This window comes from Streptomyces sp. NPDC052023 (assembly GCF_044548465.1).
Lineage (GTDB): Bacteria > Actinomycetota > Actinomycetes > Streptomycetales > Streptomycetaceae > Streptomyces.
Genome location: NZ_JBIUBW010000001.1, coordinates 502,889 through 525,676 on the forward strand (window position 1 = coordinate 502,889; position 22,788 = coordinate 525,676).

General features: G+C 72.3%; 24 protein-coding genes. 14 read left to right on the plus strand and 10 right to left on the minus strand.

The window, feature by feature from the left end; all coding sequences use genetic code 11:
• Window positions 1–6 precede the first annotated feature (6 nt).
• Window positions 7–2,046, minus strand: a complete 2,040-nt coding sequence (locus ACIHCM_RS02320; protein ID WP_399887898.1) for a bifunctional glycosyltransferase 87/phosphatase PAP2 family protein — start codon at window positions 2,044–2,046, stop codon at window positions 7–9.
• 357 nt (window positions 2,047–2,403) lie between these two features.
• Between ACIHCM_RS02320 and proP the strand changes: the two genes are divergently transcribed.
• Window positions 2,404–3,795 carry a glycine betaine/L-proline transporter ProP gene (gene proP, locus ACIHCM_RS02325; protein WP_399887901.1) on the plus strand — a complete coding sequence of 464 codons (1,392 nt, stop codon included), beginning with the start codon at window positions 2,404–2,406 and terminating at the stop codon, window positions 3,793–3,795.
• A gap of 166 nt (window positions 3,796–3,961) precedes the next feature.
• Window positions 3,962–4,633: an O-methyltransferase gene (locus ACIHCM_RS02330; RefSeq protein ID WP_399887902.1), complete on the plus strand. Its 672-nt coding sequence runs from the start codon at window positions 3,962–3,964 to the stop codon at window positions 4,631–4,633.
• Window positions 4,634–4,649: 16 nt separating this feature from the next.
• Here ACIHCM_RS02330 and ACIHCM_RS02335 read toward each other — a convergent pair whose 3' ends face one another.
• Window positions 4,650–5,042, minus strand: a complete 393-nt coding sequence (locus tag ACIHCM_RS02335; RefSeq protein ID WP_399887904.1) for a hypothetical protein — start codon at window positions 5,040–5,042, stop codon at window positions 4,650–4,652.
• 98 nt (window positions 5,043–5,140) lie between these two features.
• Between ACIHCM_RS02335 and ACIHCM_RS02340 the strand changes: the two genes are divergently transcribed.
• Window positions 5,141–5,551 carry a DUF1992 domain-containing protein gene (locus tag ACIHCM_RS02340; RefSeq protein WP_399887906.1) on the plus strand — a complete coding sequence of 137 codons (411 nt, stop codon included), beginning with the start codon at window positions 5,141–5,143 and terminating at the stop codon, window positions 5,549–5,551.
• Window positions 5,552–5,573: 22 nt separating this feature from the next.
• On the opposite strand, the gene ACIHCM_RS02345 is transcribed toward ACIHCM_RS02340, so the two are convergent.
• The gene (locus tag ACIHCM_RS02345; RefSeq protein WP_399887908.1) at window positions 5,574–5,912 is read right to left on the minus strand and encodes a hypothetical protein; all 339 of its coding nucleotides are present in this window, start codon (window positions 5,910–5,912) and stop codon (window positions 5,574–5,576) included.
• Between the two features lie 269 nt (window positions 5,913–6,181).
• On the minus strand, window positions 6,182–6,877 hold the full coding sequence (locus tag ACIHCM_RS02350; RefSeq protein ID WP_399887910.1) for a hypothetical protein: 696 nt from the start codon (window positions 6,875–6,877) through the stop codon (window positions 6,182–6,184).
• Between the two features lie 165 nt (window positions 6,878–7,042).
• On the opposite strand from ACIHCM_RS02350, the gene ACIHCM_RS02355 reads away from it, so the two are divergent.
• The 4 genes from ACIHCM_RS02355 (at window position 7,043) to ACIHCM_RS02370 (ending at window position 9,210) form a co-directional block, all read left to right on the plus strand.
• Window positions 7,043–7,171, plus strand: coding sequence for a hypothetical protein (locus ACIHCM_RS02355; protein ID WP_399887912.1), 129 nt, complete (start codon window positions 7,043–7,045; stop codon window positions 7,169–7,171).
• Between the two features lie 199 nt (window positions 7,172–7,370).
• Window positions 7,371–8,156 carry a hypothetical protein gene (locus ACIHCM_RS02360; RefSeq protein WP_399887914.1) on the plus strand — a complete coding sequence of 262 codons (786 nt, stop codon included), beginning with the start codon at window positions 7,371–7,373 and terminating at the stop codon, window positions 8,154–8,156.
• Window positions 8,157–8,233: 77 nt separating this feature from the next.
• Complete coding sequence (locus tag ACIHCM_RS02365; RefSeq protein WP_399887916.1) at window positions 8,234–8,620, plus strand: hypothetical protein; 387 nt, start codon at window positions 8,234–8,236, stop codon at window positions 8,618–8,620.
• A gap of 83 nt (window positions 8,621–8,703) precedes the next feature.
• On the plus strand, window positions 8,704–9,210 hold the full coding sequence (locus tag ACIHCM_RS02370) for a DM13 domain-containing protein (RefSeq protein WP_399887918.1): 507 nt from the start codon (window positions 8,704–8,706) through the stop codon (window positions 9,208–9,210).
• Here the strand turns inward: ACIHCM_RS02370 and ACIHCM_RS02375 are convergent.
• Together ACIHCM_RS02375 and ACIHCM_RS02380 are read right to left on the minus strand one after the other, a co-directional pair.
• Complete coding sequence (locus tag ACIHCM_RS02375) at window positions 9,188–9,418, minus strand: anti-sigma factor family protein (RefSeq protein WP_399887920.1); 231 nt, start codon at window positions 9,416–9,418, stop codon at window positions 9,188–9,190. The two genes, ACIHCM_RS02370 and ACIHCM_RS02375, sit on opposite strands and share 23 nt — an antisense overlap.
• Window positions 9,405–10,085 carry an RNA polymerase sigma factor gene (locus tag ACIHCM_RS02380; RefSeq protein ID WP_399887922.1) on the minus strand — a complete coding sequence of 227 codons (681 nt, stop codon included), beginning with the start codon at window positions 10,083–10,085 and terminating at the stop codon, window positions 9,405–9,407. The genes ACIHCM_RS02375 and ACIHCM_RS02380 overlap by 14 nt, the downstream gene beginning before the upstream one ends.
• A 92-nt stretch (window positions 10,086–10,177) precedes the next feature.
• Between ACIHCM_RS02380 and ACIHCM_RS02385 the strand changes: the two genes are divergently transcribed.
• Window positions 10,178–10,657 carry a GNAT family N-acetyltransferase gene (locus tag ACIHCM_RS02385; protein WP_399887924.1) on the plus strand — a complete coding sequence of 160 codons (480 nt, stop codon included), beginning with the start codon at window positions 10,178–10,180 and terminating at the stop codon, window positions 10,655–10,657.
• A gap of 228 nt (window positions 10,658–10,885) precedes the next feature.
• Here ACIHCM_RS02385 and ACIHCM_RS02390 read toward each other — a convergent pair whose 3' ends face one another.
• Entirely contained in the window at window positions 10,886–12,940 is a 2,055-nt protein-coding gene (locus tag ACIHCM_RS02390; protein ID WP_399887927.1) for a DHA2 family efflux MFS transporter permease subunit, read from the minus strand.
• 191 nt (window positions 12,941–13,131) lie between these two features.
• On the opposite strand from ACIHCM_RS02390, the gene ACIHCM_RS02395 reads away from it, so the two are divergent.
• The gene (locus ACIHCM_RS02395; protein ID WP_399887929.1) at window positions 13,132–14,052 is read left to right on the plus strand and encodes a peptidoglycan-binding protein; all 921 of its coding nucleotides are present in this window, start codon (window positions 13,132–13,134) and stop codon (window positions 14,050–14,052) included.
• Between the two features lie 310 nt (window positions 14,053–14,362).
• Here the strand turns inward: ACIHCM_RS02395 and ACIHCM_RS02400 are convergent, their stop codons facing one another.
• Window positions 14,363–15,022, minus strand: coding sequence for an HAD-IA family hydrolase (locus ACIHCM_RS02400; protein ID WP_399887931.1), 660 nt, complete (start codon window positions 15,020–15,022; stop codon window positions 14,363–14,365).
• A gap of 188 nt (window positions 15,023–15,210) precedes the next feature.
• Window positions 15,211–15,792, minus strand: a complete 582-nt coding sequence (locus ACIHCM_RS02405; protein WP_399887933.1) for a TMEM165/GDT1 family protein — start codon at window positions 15,790–15,792, stop codon at window positions 15,211–15,213.
• A gap of 403 nt (window positions 15,793–16,195) precedes the next feature.
• On the opposite strand from ACIHCM_RS02405, the gene ACIHCM_RS02410 reads away from it, so the two are divergent.
• The 5 genes from ACIHCM_RS02410 to ACIHCM_RS02430 all read left to right on the plus strand — a co-directional run bounded on the left by ACIHCM_RS02410 (window position 16,196) and on the right by ACIHCM_RS02430 (window position 22,275).
• Window positions 16,196–16,840 (plus strand): HNH endonuclease family protein, encoded by a 645-nt coding sequence (locus ACIHCM_RS02410; protein WP_399887935.1) that lies wholly within the window; start codon window positions 16,196–16,198, stop codon window positions 16,838–16,840.
• 161 nt (window positions 16,841–17,001) lie between these two features.
• Window positions 17,002–18,642 (plus strand): alkaline phosphatase D family protein, encoded by a 1,641-nt coding sequence (locus tag ACIHCM_RS02415; protein WP_399887937.1) that lies wholly within the window; start codon window positions 17,002–17,004, stop codon window positions 18,640–18,642.
• Window positions 18,643–18,847: 205 nt separating this feature from the next.
• A complete protein-coding gene (locus ACIHCM_RS02420) occupies window positions 18,848–20,764 on the plus strand; it encodes an FAD/NAD(P)-binding protein (protein ID WP_399888705.1) in 1,917 nt (638 codons plus the stop codon).
• A gap of 93 nt (window positions 20,765–20,857) precedes the next feature.
• A complete protein-coding gene (locus ACIHCM_RS02425; protein WP_399887939.1) occupies window positions 20,858–21,463 on the plus strand; it encodes a DedA family protein in 606 nt (201 codons plus the stop codon).
• 188 nt (window positions 21,464–21,651) lie between these two features.
• A complete protein-coding gene (locus ACIHCM_RS02430; protein ID WP_399887941.1) occupies window positions 21,652–22,275 on the plus strand; it encodes an FxLYD domain-containing protein in 624 nt (207 codons plus the stop codon).
• Window positions 22,276–22,552: 277 nt separating this feature from the next.
• Here ACIHCM_RS02430 and ACIHCM_RS02435 read toward each other — a convergent pair whose 3' ends face one another.
• Complete coding sequence (locus ACIHCM_RS02435; protein WP_399887943.1) at window positions 22,553–22,783, minus strand: DUF2277 domain-containing protein; 231 nt, start codon at window positions 22,781–22,783, stop codon at window positions 22,553–22,555.
• Window positions 22,784–22,788: the final 5 nt, after the last annotated feature.

A 22,788-nucleotide genomic window follows, 5' to 3' on the forward strand; every position in this document is an offset into this window, starting at 1 on the left:
GCCGCACTACACGCTGGGCGCCTTCTGCGGGTCGGGCTGCCGGTCCGTGCCGGGCGCGGCGGCCGGTTTCGGGGCGCGCGCCCGCGGGCCCTGGAAGACGTACGCCAGTCCGAAGCCCGCGCCCACCACCAGCGCGCCGCCGGCGGCGTCCAGCACCCAGTGGTTGCCGGTCACGACGATCGCGGTCACCGTGAAGGCCGGATGCAGCAGACCCAGCGCCTTCATCCACATCTTGGGCGCGACGATCGCGATCACCACGCCGCACCACAGGGACCACCCGAAGTGCAGGGAGGGCATCGCCGCGTACTGGTTGGTGAGGGAGGTCAGGGTGCCGTAGTCCGGCTGGGAGAAGTCCTGGACGCCGTGGACGGTGTCGATGATGCCGAAGCCCGGCATCAGGCGCGGCGGGGCGAGCGGGTAGAGCCAGAAGCCGATCAGGGCCAGCAGGGTCGTCAGGCCGAGCGTCGAGCGGGCCCAGCGGTAGTCGACCGGGCGGCGCCAGTACAGGACGCCGAGGACGGTCAGCGGGATCACGAAGTGGAACGACGTGTAGTAGAAGTCGAAGAACTGGCGGGCCCAGTCGACCTTCACTATCGCGTGGTTGAGCGTGTGCTCGATGTCGATGTGGAGGATCCGCTCCACGGAGAGGATCTGCTCGCCGTGCGCCTCGGCCCGCTCCCGGCCGCCGGATATCGTGCCGCCGGTCGCCGCCAGCCGGACCTGCGAGTACGCGGCGTAGGTGACGCGGATGAGCAGCAGTTCCAGCAGCAGGTTGGGCCGGTTCAGGACCCGGCGCAGGAAGGGCAGCAGCGGTATGTGCTTCCAGCGTGCGGGGACCGGTGCCGCGTACTCCGTGGGGACGGGCGCGCGGTAGTAGGGGGAGGTCCGCGACAGGAACGGCACGGCCGTGGCCGCGGCGATCGCGGCGAGGAGGACGACGTTGTCACGCAGCGGGTGCAGCGCGGCCACATTCGGCAGGAGCATCCTGGCCGGAAGCGTCATGACCAGCACGACCGCCACCGGCCACACCAGGCGGTCGGAGGCACGCCGGCCGACCCGGCCGACCACCGCGAGCAGCACCCACAGCAACTGGTGCTGCCATGCCGTCGGCGCGACGACGATCGCGGCGCAGCCGGTGAGGGCGACGGCCAGCAGCAGCTGCCCGTCACGGGCGTACCGGACGGCCCGGCGCAGGCCCAGTGCGGCGATCACCGCGCCCAGGGTCAGGAAGAGGGCTATCTCCAGCGGGCCGGACAGGCCGAGCCGGAGCAGCGCGCCGTGCAGGGACTGGTTGGCGAGGTCGTCGGCCCGGCCGCCGAGTCCGACGCCGGCCATGTGGTGCACCCAGTAGGTGTACGAGTCGCGCGGCATCGCCAGCCACGTCAGCGCGGTGGTGCCGGCGAAGGTCGCGCCCACGGAGGCCGCCGCGTCACGACGGCCGGTGAACCACAGCAGCGGGGCGAAGAGCAGCACCGTCGGCTGCAACGCGGCGGCGACGCCGATCAGCGCGCCGCCCGCCCGCCCGCCGCGCACGGCGAAGCAGCCGAGCAGCACCAGCAGGACCGGGATGACGCCGGTCTGGCCCAGCCAGAACGCGTTGCGCACCGGCAGCGACAGCATCAGCAGGCAGATCGCGACGGGCGCGGCGACCAGCGCCGTACGGCGGCTGACCGGGCGCGGCAGGGCGCGGGCCGCGACCAGGCCGAGCACGACCACCAGCAGCAGCGTGCCGAACGTCCAGCCCCAGCCGAGCGCCTGTTCCGCGGTCCGCGTCAGGGGCTTGAGCACCAGGCCGCCGAAGGGCGTGCCGGTGAAGCGGGTGGAGTCGTACAGCGAGCCCTCGACGTGCAGCACGCCGGCCGGGCCGACCCAGGTCTCCAGGTCGGTCAGCCGCTCGCCCCTGGGCGTGCCGAGGACGACCGCGATCTGCCGTATGCCGAGGACCGCGGCGACCAGCCACAGGGCCAGGCGCGCGGCGCGCAGCCGGGCACCCGCCGTCGCCTCGAAAGTCCCCACCGGTCTTCCGCCGTGTTCCGCATTCGCCACGCCCCGCGGCCTCCGCCCCATCGTTCTGCGCACCTTGAGGGGTCGCACCGCCCCCGGAGGGAGACGCAGGCAACCCCTGATTCACCTGACGTCCGCCCTCCTTTCGTCCGGAAGACGATAGTGGGCGGGGGGTCGGGTTGCTTCGGCCGGGCGCGAGATAGATCACAAGGCCCGTCCGGGAGCGGCGTCCGGACGTCCGCCGACACGCCTGGACAGGGCGTATTTACGTGCCCCATGCACCGAAATGGCCACCCTGCGTAATCGGGACAAGAGCACCTATCGTCGAATTTCGGCCTGCCGCCGACGCTGCCGCGTGGGCCCGTCCCTGTCCCCGTCGAGAGGTAGGCGAGCGAAGTCTTGTCCAGTGCCACCGTCGCCGCACCGAACCCGTTCCCCGTCCCCACCCGCCCGCCGGTGCAGGACGTCACCGTCACCGACCCCGCCCTGGTCAAGCGGGCCGTGAAGGCGGCGGCCCTCGGCAACGCCATGGAGTGGTTCGACTTCGGTGTCTACAGCTACATCGCGGTGACGCTCGGCAAGGTCTTCTTCCCGTCCGGCAACCCGACGGCGCAGCTCCTGTCCACCTTCGGCGCCTTCGCCGCGGCCTTCCTGGTCCGCCCGCTGGGCGGCATGGTCTTCGGCCCGCTGGGCGACCGCGTCGGCCGCCAGAAGGTCCTGGCGCTCACGATGATCATGATGGCCGCCGGCACCTTCGCGATCGGCCTGATCCCCTCGTACGCCGCGATCGGCGTCGGCGCCCCGATCCTGCTGCTCGCCGCGCGCCTCGTGCAGGGCTTCTCCACCGGCGGTGAGTACGCCGGCGCGTCCACCTTCATCGCCGAGTACGCCCCCGACAAGCGGCGCGGCTTCCTCGGCAGCTGGCTCGAATTCGGCACGCTCGCCGGCTACATCGGCGGCGCGGGCCTGGTCACCCTGATGACCGCACTGCTCTCCTCCGAGGACCTGCTGTCCTGGGGCTGGCGGATCCCGTTCCTGATCGCGGGCCCGATGGGCATCATCGGCCTGTACCTGCGGATGCGCCTGGAGGAGACCCCCGCGTTCGCGGCGGAGCTCGAGAAGGCGGAGACCGAGCGGCCGAAGGTGCCGCTGCGCGAGATGGTCACGGGCCAGTGGAAGGCGCTGCTGCTCTGCATGGGCCTGGTCCTGGTCTTCAACGTCACCGACTACATGCTGCTGTCGTACATGCCCAGCTACCTCACCAGTGAGCTGCACTACGACGAGACGCACGGACTGCTGGTCGTCCTGGCAGTGATGGCACTGATGATGATCGCCCAGCCGTTCACCGGCGCCCTGACCGACCGCGTCGGCCGCCGCCCGGTCATCGCCGTCGGCTGCGCGGGCTTCCTGTTCCTCTCCATCCCCGCACTGCTGCTGATCCGCCAGGGCAGCCTGCTGGCCATCGGCCTGGGCATGGGCGCGCTGGGCCTGCTGCTGGTCTGCTTCACCGCGGCGATGCCGTCCGCCCTGCCGGCGCTGTTCCCGACCCGGGTCCGCTACGGCTCCCTGTCCATCGGCTTCAACGTCTCGGTCTCGCTCTTCGGCGGTACGACGCCGCTGGTGGTCACGGCACTGATCGGCGCGACGGGCGACATGATGATGCCCGCGTACTACATGATGGCCGCGGCCGTGATCGGCGGCGTGGCGGTCTGGCTCATGACGGAGTCGGCAGGCCGACCACTGCCGGGGTCTGCGCCCTCGGTGGAACCGGCGGAGCTGCGCCGACCGTGACCGGACGTCCGGACAGGGCCGCCGCGGGATGCATGCGGCGGCCCGGCCGGCAAGGGACGGCCGGGGACGGCGTGCCCTCCTCTCCGTGGAACCGCCGTAGGACTACCTTCGTTAGGGCATCTAGTTAGGTGCGCTAATGAGGACCGTCTTATGAGAGGCAGAGCGCATGAGCGAGTCGCAGGTCTGGGACAACGTCGACGCGTACTTCACCACCCACCTCGCCCGTGACGACGAGGCCCTCCAGGCGGCCCTGCGGGACAGCGACGCGGCCGGTCTGCCCCCCATCGGCGTCACGGCGAGCCAGGGCAAGTTCCTCCAGCTGCTCGCCGAAGTGCAGGGCGCCCGCGCCATCCTGGAGATCGGCACGCTCGGCGGCTACAGCACGATCTGGCTGGCCCGCGCCCTCCCGGCCGACGGCCGGCTGATCTCACTGGAGTACAGCCCGAAGCACGCCGAGGTGGCGTCGCGCAACATCGCCCGCGCAGGCCTGGACAAGGTCGTCGACGTGCGCGTCGGCGCGGCACTGGAGTGCCTGCCGCAGCTCGCCGACGAGAACCCCCCGCCCTTCGACCTGGTCTTCATCGACGCCGACAAGGCGAACAACGCCCACTACGTCGAGTGGGCGCTGCGGCTCACGCGGGAGGGCAGCCTGATCGTGGTCGACAACGTCGTCCGGGGCGGCCGCGTCGCCGAGGCGGGCGCCTCCACCCCCGACGTCCAGGGCACCCGCGCCGCCATCGAGCTCATCGGCTCCCACCCGAGGCTCACCGGCACCGCCATCCAGACGGTGGGCAGCAAGGGCTACGACGGCTTCGCCCTGGCGCGCGTCCTCGGGTGACGCCGGCCGGGCCGCGTCAGACCTCGTGGTAGAAGCCCACGTTCACGCTGCGCGGCCCGGTGCGGTCCTGGATGACGATCTCGCCGTTGCCGCCCTTGGGCAACGGCATCGTGCCGCCGTACGCGAGCGGCTGCGCGTACTCGCCGGACACCAGCCGGACCTCGGAGGAGGGGTCCGGCTGTGAGCCGCGCAACCAGGTCACCTGCCAGTCGCCGTCCGGCCCGCACAGGAACTCCAGGTGCACCCGCGAGACGAACAGCCAGTCCTCGGGCGTCGCGAGCCGGCACACGGTGTTGTCCCGGCCCACCCGCAGCACCGTTCCCGGCTCGCTGGGCGCGTCGGCCATGATCATGCCGGCCGTGACACCCGCGTCCGCCCCGGAGACGGAGGCCATGGTCAGTTCGAGCACGTGCGCTCCCTTGCAACGTCCAGATACGGCAGCCCGGTTGGCCTGCCGCCGCCGAATGATAAATCGCCCGGCGCGGCGGCGTCCGGCACAATGGCCTCATGACCGAGCGAAAGCCACCGGGCGTCAGCTTCGAGTCCTGGACCGACAAGCAGATCCGGGACGCCGAGGCGCGCGGCGACTTCGCCCACCTGCCGGGCGCGGGCAAGCCCCTGCCGAAGGACGTCGAGGGAACCTACGACGAACAGTGGTGGATCAAGCGGAAGTTGGCGCGCGAGGGCATCTCGGTCCTGCCGCCCACCCTCGCCCTGCGCAAGGAGGCGGAGGACGCGCTGCTCGCCGCCATGCGGGCGCCCTCGGAGCGGCTCGTGCGGAAGATCGTCGAGGATATCAACGTCAAGATCCGCGACGTCATGTTCAAGCCGCCGCCCGGCCCCCCGCTGGGTCTGAAGCCGTACGACGTCGACGAGGTCGTACGGCGCTGGCGGGAGGGCCGGGCAGCGGCCGGATAGCTCTTTTTCCGGCTGCCTGCGCTCAGTGACGCAGGAGCCGCTCCGCGAGCTCGCGGTAGTCCCGCAGGGCGAGGCGGAGCTGTTCGGTGTCGGAGGTCGCCGTGGTGGCCTCGTCGGTCGACTCCCAGGACCTGCGCAGGGTGCGGCGCCGCTGGGTCACGGCCTCCGTGAACCGGGCCGCGATCTCCTCCAGCACATGGTCCGCCTCCTCGATGGCGGCCCGGGGACCGTCCACGAACGAGGACACCGCCTGCTGCATGCGCAACTCCAGCTTGCCGGTCTCCTCACCCGACAGCAGCGGGGACATGCGGGAGGTGGGCGCGGAGGGGTCGGCCGGGGGCCGCGCGGAACCCGTGGGCACCGCGGCGGAGCCACCGGCGGTGGGGGCGGCCCCACGAGCCTCCTGAGCATCAAGAGTCTCCTGAGCGCCACGAGACTCCTGTGCCCCACCGTCCCCGAAACCACCGGGCGCCACAGAACCCGCACGAAGCGAAGCACCGGACCCGTCCGGAACCTCCCTCGCCGTCCCCGGCGCCGTGTCCCGCCCTATGAGGTCGTCACGCCGCGCGGTGCGGTCCGGCTCCGGCGGCTCGCCGCCGCCCATGGGCCGTGTCACGTCGGTCATGTGTCTCAACTCCCCTTCGCGTGGCGCCCGAAGGCCGCCGGCAGATGCAGCCGGCCGGAGCCTGCGTGGGCTGTCGTCCTGGTCCGTTCGGCGGGCGGACGTCCGTGGCGGTCGTCACGCGCCGGACGCAGCAGGTCGTCGAACAGGGCGCGGGCCTCGACCATGGCCTCGCGCATCTCCTCGGTGGCGGCGCCCCCGTCCTGCACGGCGCCGGTACGGCCGTCCTGCGCACCGCTCGCGGGCGTGCGGGCGATGCGGTGGACGCGCCGGTAGCCGTGCACGTGGTGCGCGTGGTGGACGGACAGGGCGGCGAGCTGCTCCTCGTACTGCCCGCCGTCCGGGAAGCCCCGGACCCCGGCGAGCTCGGCGAGCAGCCGGTCCGCCTCGGTCACGGCGTCCTGCGGCGAGTCGACGAAGCGCTCCTGGGCCGCCGTCCAGCGGGCCTCGAACCGCTCGCGGTCCGCCGGTTCGAGCGGCCGCTCACGCAGCTTGCCGTGCCGCTCCACGCGCTCGGCGAGCTCACGTTCGGCGGCCGTGGCATCCCCGTCGTGCCGGGCCACCGCCCGGTCGTACTCAGGTCCGAAGCGCCGCCTCAGGTCCCGTCCGCCGCCCGCGCCACGGCCGCGCAAGGTCAGGGCGGCCGCGATGAGGGCGACCGCCGCCACAATCACGATCAGAGCAATGATCCAGCCAGTGGACATGAATGCCTTCCGGGTTCTCGACCCGACCGACCCCTCACCGGGCCGGTCCGCTGACCGGGTTGCCCGCAAAGCCCCACCCAAACGAGAACCCCCACCCGAACGAGCCCGCCCCGAAATCTTCGGATGCCGCTTGTAACGTTCGGCGCCCGGGCCGCACTGAGGAGTATGAGCCTTCACGACCCGCGTGCGCTGTTCCCCGACCGCACGCCGCAGAAGAGCCCCCAGCGCGGCCGCACCCAGGGCCTGATCGACCTCAGCCACCGGGGTGCCGGTCGAGCACCCGAGTACCGCTGAGCCCGGACACCGCTGAGCCGAGGCACCGCCGTGCCCGAAAGCCGCAGGTGCCCGGAGCCGCAGGTGCCGCAAAGCCGCAGGTGCCCGACGACAGCCGAGCCCGGCCACCACCGAGCCCGGCCACCACCGTGGCCGCCACCACCGAGCCCCATTGCCACTCAGCCCGACCAAACAGCAACACAGCGACGAGAGAGCCAACATGACCGTCGAGTCCGTCGAAACCGTCCCCACCTGCGCCTACCCGGGCTGCACCAATCCGCCCGAGGCGCCCGCGCCCGGCGCGCAGGGGCCGGCGCCCCGCTACTGCCCGCACCCGGAGCACAACGCACTCGGCGCGTTCCGGAAGTTCCGCGCCAAGCGTCAGCAGCGCAAGGAGGACAAGCGCGCGGCAGCCGAGGCCAAGAAGGCGGCAAAGCAGGCCCAGGCTCCGGTCACCGGACAGCCCTGGCCAGTCGCCTCCGCTGCCGTCATGGCTCACGGTGCGCCGGGGCACACACTCGCCCCGGAGACGATGCCCGAGCCGTCCGAGCAGGCGCCGGCCGCCCAGTCACGCGATGCCCTGGTCGCCCTCATCGAGCGGCTCGCCGCCGAACTCCCCACCTACATCGAGGAGTTGGCGATCATCACCGACTCCGCGGCGGCCGAGGCCCGCATAGAGGCGGTCACCCGCGCCGGCGCGCAGCGCATCCTGGCCGCGGAGGAGCGTGCCGTGCTCGCCGAGGAGGCGGGCGACATGGCCGTCGCCGCGCTCGACGCCGCACAGGAGAAGTTCACCGAGGAGACCGCCGCGATCCGAGAGGAGACGGCCCGCCAGGTGGCGGACGCCGCGTTCGTCCGGGCCGAGCTGGAGCGCTACCGCGAGCGGGTGGGCATGCTCGAGGCCCGCCTCGACGCCGTCCGTGACGAGGCCGACGAGCTGCGCCGGGAGAAGGCCGCGCGCGCCACCGGACACGACCGGCCGCGCCCCGACGGCCAGGGGTGCTGAACGACCGTCGGCACGAACCCGCGATGCCGTCCCCTGCGCCGGCATCGATCCCGCACTGATCAGACAAAGGAAAACGCATGCAGAACAGCGCGCTCAGGAAGAAGTGGTCCGCCCGGATCGCGGCCGCCACGGTGATCGCCGCGACCGCCGCCCTCGTCCCGGCGGCCGGCGCCCAGGCGGGCACCCCCCATCAGTTCCGTCTCTGCAACAACGGCCGCGGCTACGACACCGTCGTCGAGTTCCCGAGCCACGGCGGTTACGCGTTCCGCGTGCTCGCCGGAAAGTGCCAGACCGTCGGGGCCCCTGTCCCGTCCTCCAACCAGGCGGTCACCCTCCACGCGGTCCAGGGGGCGTGGAAGGGCTCCCGCAGCTACGTCTTCGCCGGGTTCAGCTACGACGACCGGCGAGGCATCGACATCACCACGTCGGGAACCTACGGCGCCGTCAACTGGAGCTGGCGTTAGGGAAAGTCCGGGCCGGTTCGGGTCCGCCCCGAACCGGCCCGTACGCCCCAGGACCACCGAGCACCTCACAGAAACGGACCCCCATGAGCCGAATCAAGCGCCCTGTCCTGTGGATCAGCACCGCCGCCGTCGTAGTCGTGGCGGCCGTCGGGCTCTACCTCTTCCAGCCCTGGCGGCTGTTCACCACGAACCGTGTGGATGAGGCGGTTCCCGCGTCCCGACAGGCGCAGCCGTCGGTCTCCGGCAGCTTCATCTCCCACGAGCACGAGACCAGCGGCTCGGTGGAGGTCCAGCAGCTCGCGGACGGACGGACCAACCTGCGCCTGACGAACCTGCGCACCTCCGACGGACCGGCCCTGCACGTCTGGCTCAGCGACCAGCCGGTAGAGCAGGACGGTGGCGGCAACCTCGACGACGGCACCCACATCGACCTCGGCGACCTCAAGGGCAACGAGGGCAACCAGAACTACGCGATCCCGGCAGGCACCGACCTGGACCGGTTCTCCACGGTGACGATCTGGTGTGAACGCTTCAGCGTCTCGTTCGGCGCGGCCGAGCTGAAGCAGGTCACTGCCGCGGCCAGTCCCTGAAGGCGGTGAGCAGCTGCTGCCGGGCGTCCGGAGAGATGCTGTCCGGCGTCAGTTCGCCCGTCGTGGTGATCGTCTGACGGAACTGATCGAGGTAGCGCTCGCACCCGGAGCACTCCGCCAGGTGCTCGATGAAGCGCCGCTCATCGCCTTCGGGCAGGGCGCCCTCGAGGAGTTCGGTCACCAGCTCCACGAAGTCAACGCAGTCCACGGTCGTCCCCTCCCGCTGCGACGTCCTGAACACCGGACAAGTAGTCCTCCAGTTTAAGCCGCAACAAAGCCCTCGCCCTATGGAGGAGGACGCGCTGGTTGCCCGGCGAGATCTCCAGCAGGGAGCACACCTCTTCGGAGCCGTACCCGTCGACGTCACGAAGCGTGATCACCCTGCGGAGGCGGGGCGGGAGTTCGTCGAGGGCCCGGGCTATCACCTCGCGGACCTCGCCCCGCAGCACATGGTCCTCGGGGATGTGCCAGGACCGCGGTTCCTGCCCGACGGCCCAGTGCCCCGCGTACCGCTCGCCGGGGGCGCGGAACCGCGAGGCCTCGACCGTCGGCCCTTCGTCCTCCGGCAGCAGGCTGGTGAAGGGAACGGTCCTGCTCTCCTTGGTACCGCGCGCCTTGGCGGTGCGGACCAGGATCCGGTACACCCAGGTCTTCAGGGAGGAACGGCCTTCGAAGTCGCCGATCCCCCTGATGACCGCAAGCCAGGTGTCCTGGACGGCCTCCTCCGCGGACGCCTTGGTCGGCACGAACGACATCGCCAGCCGCAGCATGCCACCCGACCAGGTGTCCAGCACGAGGGCGAACGTCTCCTCGTCACGGTCACGCAGCCGCTGGACCAGGACCTCGTCCGGCGGCAGTTCGCGTGCGCCCGCCATGCGTCTGTCTCCTTGCCGGCCGTCAACTGGGCTGTCAGCTTAGGGCAGTCCGGTGAGCGGCACGCTCGTCGCAACCCACGAGGATGCTGGGCATGACCTGGACGATCACCCCCGAACCCACCGACTCCCCGACCGCCGGCGCGCTCTGGCGGGCGTACTACACGGAGGTCAGCGACCGCTGGTACCTGCTGCACCACGGTCGCACGACCGAGCCGGCCGAACTGGAACGGGAGATCGCCGCCGACCCGGGCACGGACCTCACCCTGCTTCTCCTCGCACGCCACGAGGGCACCCCGGCCGGCATGGCGGGCATCCGCCTGACCGACCCGGCCACCGCCGAACTGACCCGGGTCTTCCTCCTGCCCCGCCTGCGCGGCAGCGGTGGAGCGGCCCGCCTGGTCACCGCCGCCGAGCAGGCCGCCCGCGACCTCGGCGCCACCCGGATGATCCTCGACACCAGAAGCGACCTCACCGAGGCCCGGGCCCTGTACGCCCGCCTCGGCTACGAGGAGACCCCACCGCACAACACGGCCCCGTACGCCGACCACTGGTTCACGAAGCCACTCGCCTGAGCCGCGAAGCCGCACCCGCGTGCGGCGAGACGGGGCCGTGCCGGGGGGTGTCCGCCCGCAGCGGCCGGCGCGTCAACCCTGGCGAGTCGGCAAGTGACCGATTCCGCGCCGTTCCCGAGGACGGACACCCCCGGCGCGGCCCCGACCCACCCGCCGCCCCCCGGCGCTGCAACAACCCCCACCCCACGCACACGGCCGCCGCAGGCATCCCCGAACCACCCCCGAACCTCACCGGAACCGAGCCACCGGCCGCGCCTCATGCGGCTCCTCCCGATCCGACCCGCACAGTTCCTCGTTCAGCTCCCGCACCAACTGCACCAGATCCGTGGGCCGCTCCGGCCCCCACCAGTCACCGAGCAACTCCGCCAGCGACTCCTCACGGGCCGAGGCCAGCCGCTCAGCGACCACCCGCCCCTGTTCGGTCAGCACCAGGTCGAGCCCCTCGCGCACGGCGAGCCGCCGTTCCTCGACCTGACGGGCACCGTCGCGGATCACCCCCAGCGGCACCGAGCTGCGCTCGGCGAGCACGCCCGGCTCCACCCGCCCGTACCTCTTGATCCGGAGCAACAGCCAACTGGCCGCCGGCACGAGGTCGTACCCCGCACGCACGGAGATCTTCCGGTACACCTCGTGCCGCCCCTCCCGCGTACCGAGCACCGACAACGCCCGGCACACCTCGTCGTACGACGACCGCTCGACCGGATTGCTGGCCAGCGTCTCGGAGACGTCGGGCGCGGTGACGGACACCCGCAGCCGGTCCTCCTTCAGGAACCACGCCAGCACGAACGCGACGAACGCGACAGGAGCGCTGTACAGGAACACATCGGTGATGGCGGACGAGTACGCGCCCAGCGCCCGCGCCCGCAACTCGCCCGGCAGGGCGGCGATCCCCCGCGAGTCGGCCGCCAGACTCTCCACGGACACACCGGGCGGCAGCGGCACGCCACGGAAGGCGGACGCCAGTTGCTCGCCGAGGCGCCCGGCGAAGAGGGATCCGAAGACGGCGACCCCGAACGCCGCCCCGATCGACCGGAAGAAGGTCGCACCGGACGTGGCGACGCCCAGGTCCTCGTACGGGACGGCGTTCTGCACGATGAGCACGAGCACCTGCATGACCAGCCCGAGCCCGAAGCCGAAGACGAAGAAGGTCCCGCTGATCACGGCGTCGGAGCTGTGCTCGTCGAGGTGGTGGAGCAACAGCAGCCCGAGCGTGGTGACAAAGGTCCCCGCGACGGGGAAGACCTTCCAGCGCCCGGTGCGGCTGACGATCTGCCCGGAACCGGTCGAGGCGAGCAGCAGCCCCAGCACCATCGGCAGCAGGTGCACACCCGACCAGGTCGGCGACACACCCTGCACGACCTGGAGGAACGTCGGCAGATACGTCATCGCGCCGAACATCGCGAAACCGATGATCAGGCTGATCGCGGCGGCGAGGCTGAAGGTGCGGACACGGAACAGCCGCAGTGGCAGCACCGGTTCCGCCGCCCGCCGTTCCGCCGCGACGAATCCCACGGCGAGCACGGCCGCCAGCACCAGCAGCCCGACGATCTGCGCCGAGCCCCAGCCCCAGGTGGTGCCCCCGAGGGAGGCCACCAGGACCAGGCAGGTGGCCACGGCGGCGATGAGGAAGGTGCCGAGGTAGTCGATGACGTGCTTGGTGACGGTGCGCGGCAGATGCAGCACGGTGGCGATCACGACCAGCGCGACCACCCCGACGGGCAGGTTGACGTAGAAGACCCAGCGCCAGCTCAGATGCTCGGTGAACACCCCGCCCAGCAACGGCCCGAGCACGCTCGACGCCCCGAACACCGCGCCGAACAGCCCCTGGTAGCGACCGCGGTCGCGCGGCGGGACCAGATCCCCGGCCATCGCCATCGACAGCACGATCAGCCCGCCGCCACCCAGCCCCTGGATCCCCCGGTAGGCGATCAGCTGCGGCATGTTCTGCGCGATGCCGCACAGCGCGGAGCCGATGAGAAAGATCACGACGGCGATCTGGAACAGCCGTTTGCGCCCGTACTGGTCGCCGAGCTTGCCCCACAGCGGGGTCGCGGCGGTCGACGCCAGCAGATAGGCGGTGACCACCCAGGACAGATGCTGCAGACCGCCCAGTTCGCTGACGATCGTCGGCAGGGCGGTCGCCACGATCGTCTGGTCCAGCGAGGCGAGCAGCATGCCGAGCAGCAGCGCGCCGATCGACACGAGGACGTTCCCCGGCACCTGCTCGCGGTCCACGGCGCCCGGTATCTGAGCGGCCCTGCCGCTGTGCGTCCGCCCGGCCATGCACACCTCCCGAGGCTGCCTCGCCCGGCCTGCATTACCTCCTCCATCGTGGGCGGTGTGCCCCGTTATGGCCTGTCGAGCCCGCGGGAAAACGGTCGTTCCCCAGCGATTCCGGGGGCGCCGCCTACGGGGCGTATACGGAATCTGCATAATCTCTGGGACCACGAAGCCGCGAGGGGAGGGACGCAAGCGTGGCGCATCCGAACGAACACCGGTGCCCGGAGTGCGGGACGCCCAGGGGGGCGGACAACACCCCGTCCTGTGAGTGCGGCGAGCGGGCCGCCGAGGCCCTGCGTGACGCGCGCACGGCGGAACAGGCGGCGGCGGAAGACTTCGACCCCCTGCGCATACGCCCCTACGTGGCCCTGAGCGCGCCGACCGAGCCGCCGCCGGCATCGACCGAGTTCCCTGAACCTCCCGAACCCGGCGAGCCCGAGGCACCCGGCGACCACCACGCCCCCGCCGAACCCCCCACACCCGAAGCCACCGCGAATCCCGACCCCGACACCCACCCCCACCCCCGTCGTCGCCGCCGCACGACTCTCCTCGCGACCGCCGCGATCGTCACGGTGGCCGCCACGGCGGGCTTCGCCGGCGGCCTGTTCTCCTACGATCCCCCGGCGAGGGACAGCGCGGCTCCGGAGCCCGTACGGGAGGCGGTCCCGCAGGCCCGCACGACCGCGCCGGTCCCGGCGCCCTCGACCGCGGCCACGTCGGCCACCTCCACCCCGCAATCCCCGTCCCCCGCACCGTCGGCCACGCCCACCCCGTCGCCCACGCTCAGCACGTCACCATCGGCCCCGCCCCCGTCACCGACGGCGACGCGCTCGTCCTCACCCACCGCCCCCGCCACGAACACCCAGGCCCCCGCGGACCGCGACGAGCCGCCCCCGACGCTCCGCCGGGGTGACTCCGGCCCCGAGGTCACAGAGCTCCAGCTCCGCCTGCGCCAGCTGTACCTCTACAACGACGACCCGCACGGCCACTACACGCAAGAGGTCGAGTACGCCGTGCGCAACTACCAGTGGGCCCGCGGCGTACGGACGGACGAACTGGGTGTCTACGGCGAGGAGACCCGCCAGAAGCTGGAGTCGGAGACGTCAGAACCCTGACGCGCCCGAAAACCCACCCGCCCCGCTCGCCGCGCGAAACTCAACGCGCCCCACCGCCCGAAACCGCGACGGCCCCCACTCGCCGCACCCGGCGGGCGGCCCCCACCGCCCCCTCAGCCACACGGAACCCAGGCCCCGCCACGCGGTCAGCACGCCCGCCCCGCGCAGTCAGCACCCCCGCCCCCAACGCAGCACCCGCGCCCCGCAGACACCACTGCGAGTCAACACCCCAGCCCCCCGCAGACACCACTGCGAGTCAACACCCACACCCCGACACCCCAACGCCCCGCCCCCCGGCGGCCAGCACCCCTCACTCGAACGAAACCCGTATCCCCCTACCCGCAACACCCTCCACCCGCACCCCGCTCAGATCCCCCACCAGCACGTCCGGCCGATGCGCCGAGGCCCGCGGCCCCACCCCGACCACCCGCATCCCCGCGGCGCGCCCCGCCGCGATCCCCGCGCCGGAGTCCTCGAAGACCAGACAGTCGGCGGGAGCCACGCCGAGCTCGGCGGCGCCCTTCAGGAACCCCTCGGGGTCGGGCTTGCTGGCGCCCACGGACTCCGCGGTCACCCGTACGTCCGGCAGCGCCAGCCCCGCCGCGGCCATCCGCGCCGTGGACAGCGGCACATCCGCGGAGGTCACCAGGGCATGCGGCAGCCCGCGCAGGGAGGCCAGAAGATCCGCCGCGCCGGGGATCGCCACGACGCCGTCCATGTCGGCGGTCTCCTCCGCGAGCATCCGCGCGTTGTCCGCCAGGTTCTGCTCCATCGGCCGGTCCGGCAGCAGCACCGCCATGGACGCGTACCCCTGCCGCCCGTGGACGACCTTCATGACCTCGTCCCCGTCCAGTCCGTGCCGCTCGGCCCACCGTCGCCAGATGCGCTCCACGACGGCGTCGGAGTTGACGAGGGTGCCGTCCATGTCGAGCAGGAGGGCGCGGGCGGTGAGCACGGTGGTGGCCGTCATCGGCAGCTCCAGTACGCGGGTGGGGGCGGCGGGGAAGCGCCGGCCCGGGAACAGGGCGAGCCCGGGGGAACAAGGCGGCCCCGCCCGCCGGTCAGGGAAAACGGGCGGGAGCCACTTTGTTCCTCCACGGTACAAAACAAGTCGCGCGACCGCCAGCGCCGTAGCCAAGCCTTCACTTACCGTTCAGCTCAGCCGGTGACGGCCTCCCAGAGGCTCCACACCCCGAGACCGAGCATCAGCAGCGCCGTCACCTTGGTGATCAGCCTCAGCGGCACCCGCGTCATCAGCGCCCTGCCACCGACGATGCCCAGTCCGGCCACCGCCCACAGCGCCAGCACCGCACCGAGACCGACGGACAGCGGGTCGTCGTACCGGGCGGCGAGGTTCGCCGTCATGATCTGAGTCAGGTCACCGAACTCGGCGACCAGGATGAGCATGAAGCCGGCGCCGGAGACCTTCCAGAAGGACTGGTCCTGCGGCCTGCGGATCTCCTCCTCCCCGTCGCCCTTCCTGAACAGCAGCACCGCCGCTCCCCCCAGGAAGAGCACACCGGTGAGCGCGTGCACCAGCTGCTGCGGCAGCAGCGTCAGCACGCTGCCCGCCGCTACGGCGAGCGCGACGTGCAGCGCGAAGGCCGCGGCGACCCCGGCGAAGACGTACGAGGCGCGGTAGCGGGTGCCGAGGACGAGCCCGGCGAGCGCGGTCTTGTCGGGCAGTTCGGCGAGGAAGACGACGCCGAAGACGAGCGCCGTGACGGTCAGGCTGATCAAGGTTCCTCAATCGGTCGGGGCCACCGGCCGAGAGTCGCGGTGAAACGTCAGACCTCGGCACGGCAGCACACATGGCACCCGTGCCGTGGGGCACGGGCGTGCACTGCTTGCCGAAGGTCTCGCTGGCCGGCCTCGTCATCGAGACCCGCCTCCGGGCGCCGGCTCGGATCCCTCGCGGGCTGAGCAGTATGTCGACGGACCGGCGAAGAGCTACTCCCCTTCTGCGCCCCCCATGGTACGCGACGGCCCCACCGGCCCCTCGGACGGAAAAGTTCCGTCTTGAATCTTGTCGTGTCATGCACGTGTCACTAGCTTCTCACCGAACGCACACCCGTTCGCAATACGGCATCGACAGCATTCCCTCGCTCGTACGCCAACACCCCCACACTCCAAGGGAGTTCGCATGCCCAGGTTCTACGCGCGTCGACGGCTCAGCGCAGTCGCGGCGATCAGCGCCTTCGCCGCCTCCGTCGCACTGTTCAGCGCCCCCACCGCCTCCGCCGCCCTCCCCACCCCGGTCAGCGGCGCCACCGCCCGCTCCTACCTCGCGCAGCTCCCCGTGCGGGCCGAGGACCGCACGGGCTACGACCGTGACCTCTTCCCGCACTGGATCACGCAGTCCGGCGCCTGCAACACCCGTGAGACCGTCCTCAAGCGCGACGGCTCGGGTGTCGTCACCGACTCCTCCTGCGCCGCCACCAGCGGCAGCTGGTACTCCCCGTACGACGGCGCCACCTGGTACGCCGCCGCCGACGTCGACATCGACCACCTCGTCCCGCTCGCCGAGGCCTGGGACTCCGGCGCCGGCAGCTGGACCACCTCCAAGCGCCAGTCCTTCGCCAACGACCTGACCCGCCCGCAGCTCATAGCGGTCACCGACAACGTCAACCAGGCCAAGGGCGACCAGGACCCGGCCACCTGGATGCCGTCCCGCACCACCTACCGCTGCACCTACGTGCGGGCCTGGGTCCAGGTGAAGTACTACTACGGTCTCTCGGTCGACTCCACCGAGAAGAGCGCGCTCACCAACCACCTGGCCTCCTGCTGACCCACCCGGCCTCCGGCTGACTCCGACGCGCCACTTTTCCGGCGCGGAACCTCCCCGCCGGCCTCCGTCGTTCCGTACCGTACGGGGCGACGGAGGAAGCCGGTGAAGAGGGCGCGGAGCGCCCTCGGGACGGGCCGACCAGAGAGAAGGCGGAAGATCACGTGGCGGCACTGCGCCTGGGACCACTGCTGAGGTACGTCGACGGCTCGACGGCGACCGTCTGGGTCGAGGCGAGCCGCCCCTGCACCGCCGAGGTGCGCTGCGCCGACGGCGCCCACGGCACGGCCCGCACCTTCCAGGTCGCGGGCCACCACTACGCCCTGGTGCCGGTGACGGGCCTGACGGCCGGCACGACCACGGAGTACCAGGTGCTGCTCGACGGCACCCCCGTGTGGCCGCTGCCCGACTCGCCGTACCCGCCCTCGGTGATCCGCGCCGGATGGGCCGACGGCACCGTCCGGGTCGCCTTCGGCTCCTGCCGCTGGGCCGCGCCCCCGGCCGACGGCAAGGACCCCGTCGGCCCCGACGCCCTGGACACCCTGGCCGCCCGCATCGCGGCCGACCCCACGGCCGAACGGCCGGACGTCCTGCTGCTCCTGGGCGACCAGGTCTACGCCGACGAGACTTCCGAGGCGACCCGGCGCCGGCTGGCCGCCCGCCGCGACCTGAAGGAGCCGCCGGGCAACGGGGTGGCGGACTACGAGGAGTACACCGAGCTGTACTACGAGTCCTGGCGCGACTCCGAGGTGCGCTGGCTGCTGTCCACCGTGCCCACCTGCATGATCTTCGACGACCACGACGTCATCGACGACTGGAACACCTCCGCCGCCTGGCTCGCCGAGATGCGCACCACCGACTGGTGGCAGGAGCGGGTGGTCAGCGGCCTGATGTCGTACTGGGTCCACCAGCACCTGGGGAACCTGTCACCGGCCGAACTGGCCGCCGACCCGCTCTACGCGGCCGTACGGGACACCCCGGACGCCACCGATCTGCTGCGCACCTTCGCCACCGAAGCCGACGCCGACCCGACGACCGTGCGGTGGAGCTACCGGCGCGACTTCGGGCGGGTCCGGCTGCTGATGGTGGACAGCCGCGCCGCCCGCGTCCTCGCGGAGGGCAGCCGTTCGATGCTCGACGCCGGCGAGCAGGAGTGGCTGCGCACCGAGGCGCTGGACGAGCCGGGATCGTTCGACCACCTCCTGATCGGCACCTCCCTGCCCTGGCTGCTGCCGCACCTGGTGCACGACGCCGAGGGGTGGAACGCGGCGCTGTGCCGGGGCGAGAAGGGCGAACGCTGGGCGCGGTGGGGCGAGAAGATGCGGCGGGGGGCGGACCTGGAGCACTGGTCGGCCTTCCCGGAGTCCTTCGACGCGCTGGCGGCGCTGATCGCCGAGGTCGGCTCGGGAGACGCGGCACCGGCGACCGTGTGCGTGCTGTCGGGGGATGTGCATCACGCTTATGTGGCGGAGCCGACGTGGCCCGCCGGCGGCCCGGACGCACGCGTGCTCCAGCTCACCTGCTCGCCCGTGCACAACTCCATCCCGCCGGTGATGCAGATGGGCTTCCGATTCGGCTGGAGCCGCTTCGCGCGGTTCCTGGGCCGCCGGATCGCGGGCCACGGCAAGGTGCCGCAGCCGCCGATCGACTGGCGCTGCACGAGCGGGCCGTGGTTCGGCAACCAGCTCATGACGCTGACGATGAACGGGCGTTCGGCGCGGCTGCTGCTGGAGCACACCGCGCAGGACGGGCAGGGCGGCGCACGGCTCACGACCGTGGAGGAGTCGGTTCTCACCACCTCATGAGGTACATCCGGGACCTGTGGGACCCGCGTTGGCTTCTGATGTTCGCGACGGCATGATGAAGCGGACCGTCCGCTTACCCCCTGGACGGTCCGCCGCACTGCGCCCCACATGCCCGGGAGTCACCCCTTTGTCTGCACCGACCGCGGAATCCATACCGGAGGCCCCCCTGGCGGAGGCTCCACGCGGGACTTCTCCGGAAGGGTCGCTGCCACCCGGGACCAGGTCCGCCCCCGCCCCGGTCTCCGTCGCCCTCGTCGGTGCCGGGCCACGCGGCACCAGCGTGCTGGAGCGCCTGTGCGCCTCCGCCACCGAACTCCTGCCGCCCGGTACGCCGCTGACGGTGCACGTGATCGACCCGGCGGCACCCGGCCCCGGACAGGTCTGGCGCACCACCCAGTCCGCCGAGCTGCTGATGAACACCGTCGCCTCGCAGGTGACGCTGTTCACGGACGAGAGTGTGGACTGCTCGGGGCCGATCCGGCCGGGCCCGAGCCTGTTCGAGTGGGCGCGCGGCGAACTCGGGCCGGACGACTACCCGACCCGGGCGCAGTACGGCCGCTACCTTGCATGGGTGTTCGCGCGGACGATGCGTCAGGCGCCGCCCGGAGTGCGCGTCGAGGTCCACACGGCCCGCGCGGTCCGGCTCGACGACGGCCCCGACGGCCATCAGGTCCTCGCGCTCGACGACGGCCGGCTGCTGACCGGACTCGCGGCCGTCGTCCTCGCACAGGGCCACCTGCCGACGGCACCGGACGAGGAACAGCGCCGGCAGACGTCGTACGCCGACCGCAACGGCCTGCGGTACGTCCCGCCCGCCAATCCGGCGGACGTCGACCTGGACCCCCTCTCCCCCGGCGAACCGGTGCTGCTGCGCGGCCTGGGCCTGAACTTCTTCGACCACATGGCACTGCTGACCACCGGACGGGGCGGCCGCTTCGTCCGCACCGAGGACGGCCTGCGCTACCTCCCCTCCGGCCGTGAGCCCCGCCTTTACGCCGGCTCCCGGCGCGGGGTCCCGTACCAGGCGCGCGGCGACAACGCCAAGGGCCCCTACGGCCGCCACGAGCCCCTCGTGCTCACGCCGGAGGTGATCGCGGGCTTTCGCAAGCGCGCGGACTCGGGGGACGCGCCGGACTTCCTGACGGAGATATGGCCGCTGGTGGCGAAGGAGGTCGAGACGGTCCACTACGCCACGCTGCTGGACGGGTCACGCGCGTTCACCGCACGCTATCTCGCCGTACCGCACGGCGATCCGCAGGAGGCCCGTCTGCTGGACGAGTTCGGGATCCCGGCAGCCGAACGCTGGTCGTGGCGGCGGATCTCCCGGCCGCACGCCGACCGGACGTTCGACGGACCCGGCGCGTGGCGTGACTGGCTCCTGACCTATCTGCGCGAGGACGCCGCGCAGGCCGCCCTGGGCAATGTGCGCGGCCCGCTGAAGGCGGCCCTGGACGTGCTGCGCGACCTGCGCAACGAGATCCGGCTGATCGTCGACCACGCCGGGCTGACGGGCGCCTCCCGCCGGGACCACCTGGACCGCTGGTACACCCCGCTCAACGCCTTCCTCTCGATCGGCCCACCCCGGCGCCGCATCGAGGAACTGGCGGCGCTGACGGCGTCCGGCGTGGTGGAAGTACTGGGCCCGCGGCTGGAGGTGCGGTGCGCGGACGGCGCGTGGGTGGCGCACTCGCCCGAGGTGCCGGGGTCGGCGGTACGCGTGACGACCCTCGTGGAGGCACGGCTCCCGGAACCCGACCTGCGCCGCACCGCCGACGAGTTGCTCACCGGGCTCCTCGGCACCGGGCAGTGCCGGCCGCACACGGTCGACGGGTACGAGACCGGCGGGCTGGACGTGACCCGGCGGCCGTACCACCTGATGGACCGTCAAGGAGTGCCGCACGAGCGGCGGTTCGCGATCGGGGTGCCCACGGAGGGCGTGCACTGGGTGACGGCGGCGGGCGCGCGGCCCGGCGTGGACTCGGTGACGCTGTCGGACACCGACGCGGTGGCGCGGGCGGTGCTGCGGGTGGCGGCGGAGCCGGGGGCGGCGGCGGGCGCGGAACCGGGCAGCGGGGTGAGCGCGGCCGACCTGGCCGGGCGCCGTTCTTCGGTGTGTACGTGAACATCCGGCACCGAACACACGAGCCCCCCGTGAATCTCTTGTCACACCCCCGGCGTACTCTGTGATGCTCACGGGGGATGACGGGGAGTCGCGGTGCTGGAGAGTGTGGGGTCACTGACGGGCAGTCCATGGATCTACGCCATGGTGGCCGCGTCGGTCCTGCTCGACGTGTTCGTTCCGGTACTGCCGAGCGGGGTGCTGGTCATCATGGCGGCGACGGCCGCGGCCGCCGGCTCCGGCGCGGCCACCGGACATGTCCCGGCCGACGTCCCCGACATCCTGCTCCTCACTCTCTGCGCCACCACCGCGTCCGTGCTGGGTGACCTGGTGGCGTACCGCCTCGCCTGGAGCGGCGGCGCCCGCCTGGACCGCGCGCTGGCCCGCCTGCCTCGCCTCAGCACTGCGCAGGAACGTCTCGGCACGGCCCTGGCCCGGGGCGGCGGCGCTCTGGTCGTCCTCGCCCGCTTCGCCCCCGCGGGGCGCTCCGTCGTCTCCCTCACCGCCGGCGCCGCCCACCGCCGCCCCCGCGACTTCGTCCCCTGGTCGGCCCTGGCCGGCCTCACCTGGGCCACGTACAGCGTCGCCCTCGGCTACTTCGGCGCCCACTGGCTGGGCACGACATGGCTGGCCACGGGCGTCTCGCTGCTCGCCCTGTTCGCGGCGGGGGCGGCGGCCACGCATCTGATGCGGCGGGCCTGAGTCTCGCCGGGGCGCTCGCCCGAGGCCGGGTCCGCGCACCGGAGCCCTGGAATGGCCAAGCCGCTACGGTGCGTGCACGATGGGTCACATACAGGTATGTATGGCCATAGTCAGGCTGAAAGCGGGCAAACAGTGGCGGACCGTGTCACGCGCACGTCCCCGCCCGCGGCCACCAGGGAAGGGACCTCATGGGGACCACACCATCGCAGCGGGCCCAGGTACGGACCGCGCTGGCCGGGCTGCTGCTCGCGGCCGCGGGTGCGGCGGCCCTCGTCTCCTGCGGCGGCGGGGACGACGGCGGCGGCGACGACGGCACGGCCTCCGTGCGACCCGCCCTGTCGGGCCCCTACACGGCCTCGTTCTCCGGCACCCCGGCCTCCGCTCTCGCCTCGCTGGCGGAATCCGCGCGGGCCCGCGCCTCGGCCGCGGCCTCCTCCGCCTCGGCCCGCGCCTCGGAGTTCGAGGCGTCGGTGTCCGCGGAGGTCGCCCGCGCCAACGAGGCCGCGCAGCGGGAGCTGAAGGACCTCAAGGGCCAGGGCAACGCCATGGCGGACGTGTCCCTCACCGGGAAGCCGCGGGCCGACACCGGGGGCCTGCTCGCCGTCGCCGTGAACATCACCAACCGCACGGACGAGACCGCGTCCTTCGCGGTGCGGGTCGACTTCCGCGACTCCGACGGCAAGGTCGTCGAGACCCGTTACGTCGGCGCGGAGGACCTCGCACCCGGGGACAAGGCGCAGCCCCTCGCCATCAGCCGCATCCCCGCCGGCCAGAGCCTGACGGCGGCGATCACGAAGGCGCAGCGGTACTGACCGGCGGCGTGGTGACCCGTACCGACGGGTTCATCGCCTGCACCCCGGCCCCCCGTGAACGACGGCGAATCACGAGCCGCCCGCCCTCCTCACCGACGCGCGGTGGGCTGCCGGCCCGTGCCCCGGCGGGGCGAAGGACGCCGGTGCGCCTGACGGCCTTGCTGATCCCCCGGCCGGCGGACGGCCGAGCCCGCGACCGACGGACGGCGGATTACCGAGCCCGACCGCGACCGGCGGCCGACCCCGGCCCAGCCCCCCGCCCGGCGATCCCGGACCGCTAACCCGCCGGGCGGGCGGTCTGGCCTCGGACCTCGAGGCCGGACAGGAGTTCGGCCGTGGCCTCGGTGATCGCGTCCACGGCCCGGTCGAAGACCTCGCGGTTGTGGGCGGCGGGCGCCCGGAAACCGGACACCTTCCTCACGTACTGCAACGCGGCGGCCCGGATGTCCTCCTCCGTCGCCTCCTCGGGCAGCACGGGCGGACGGAGCGTCTTGATACTGCGGCACATGGCTC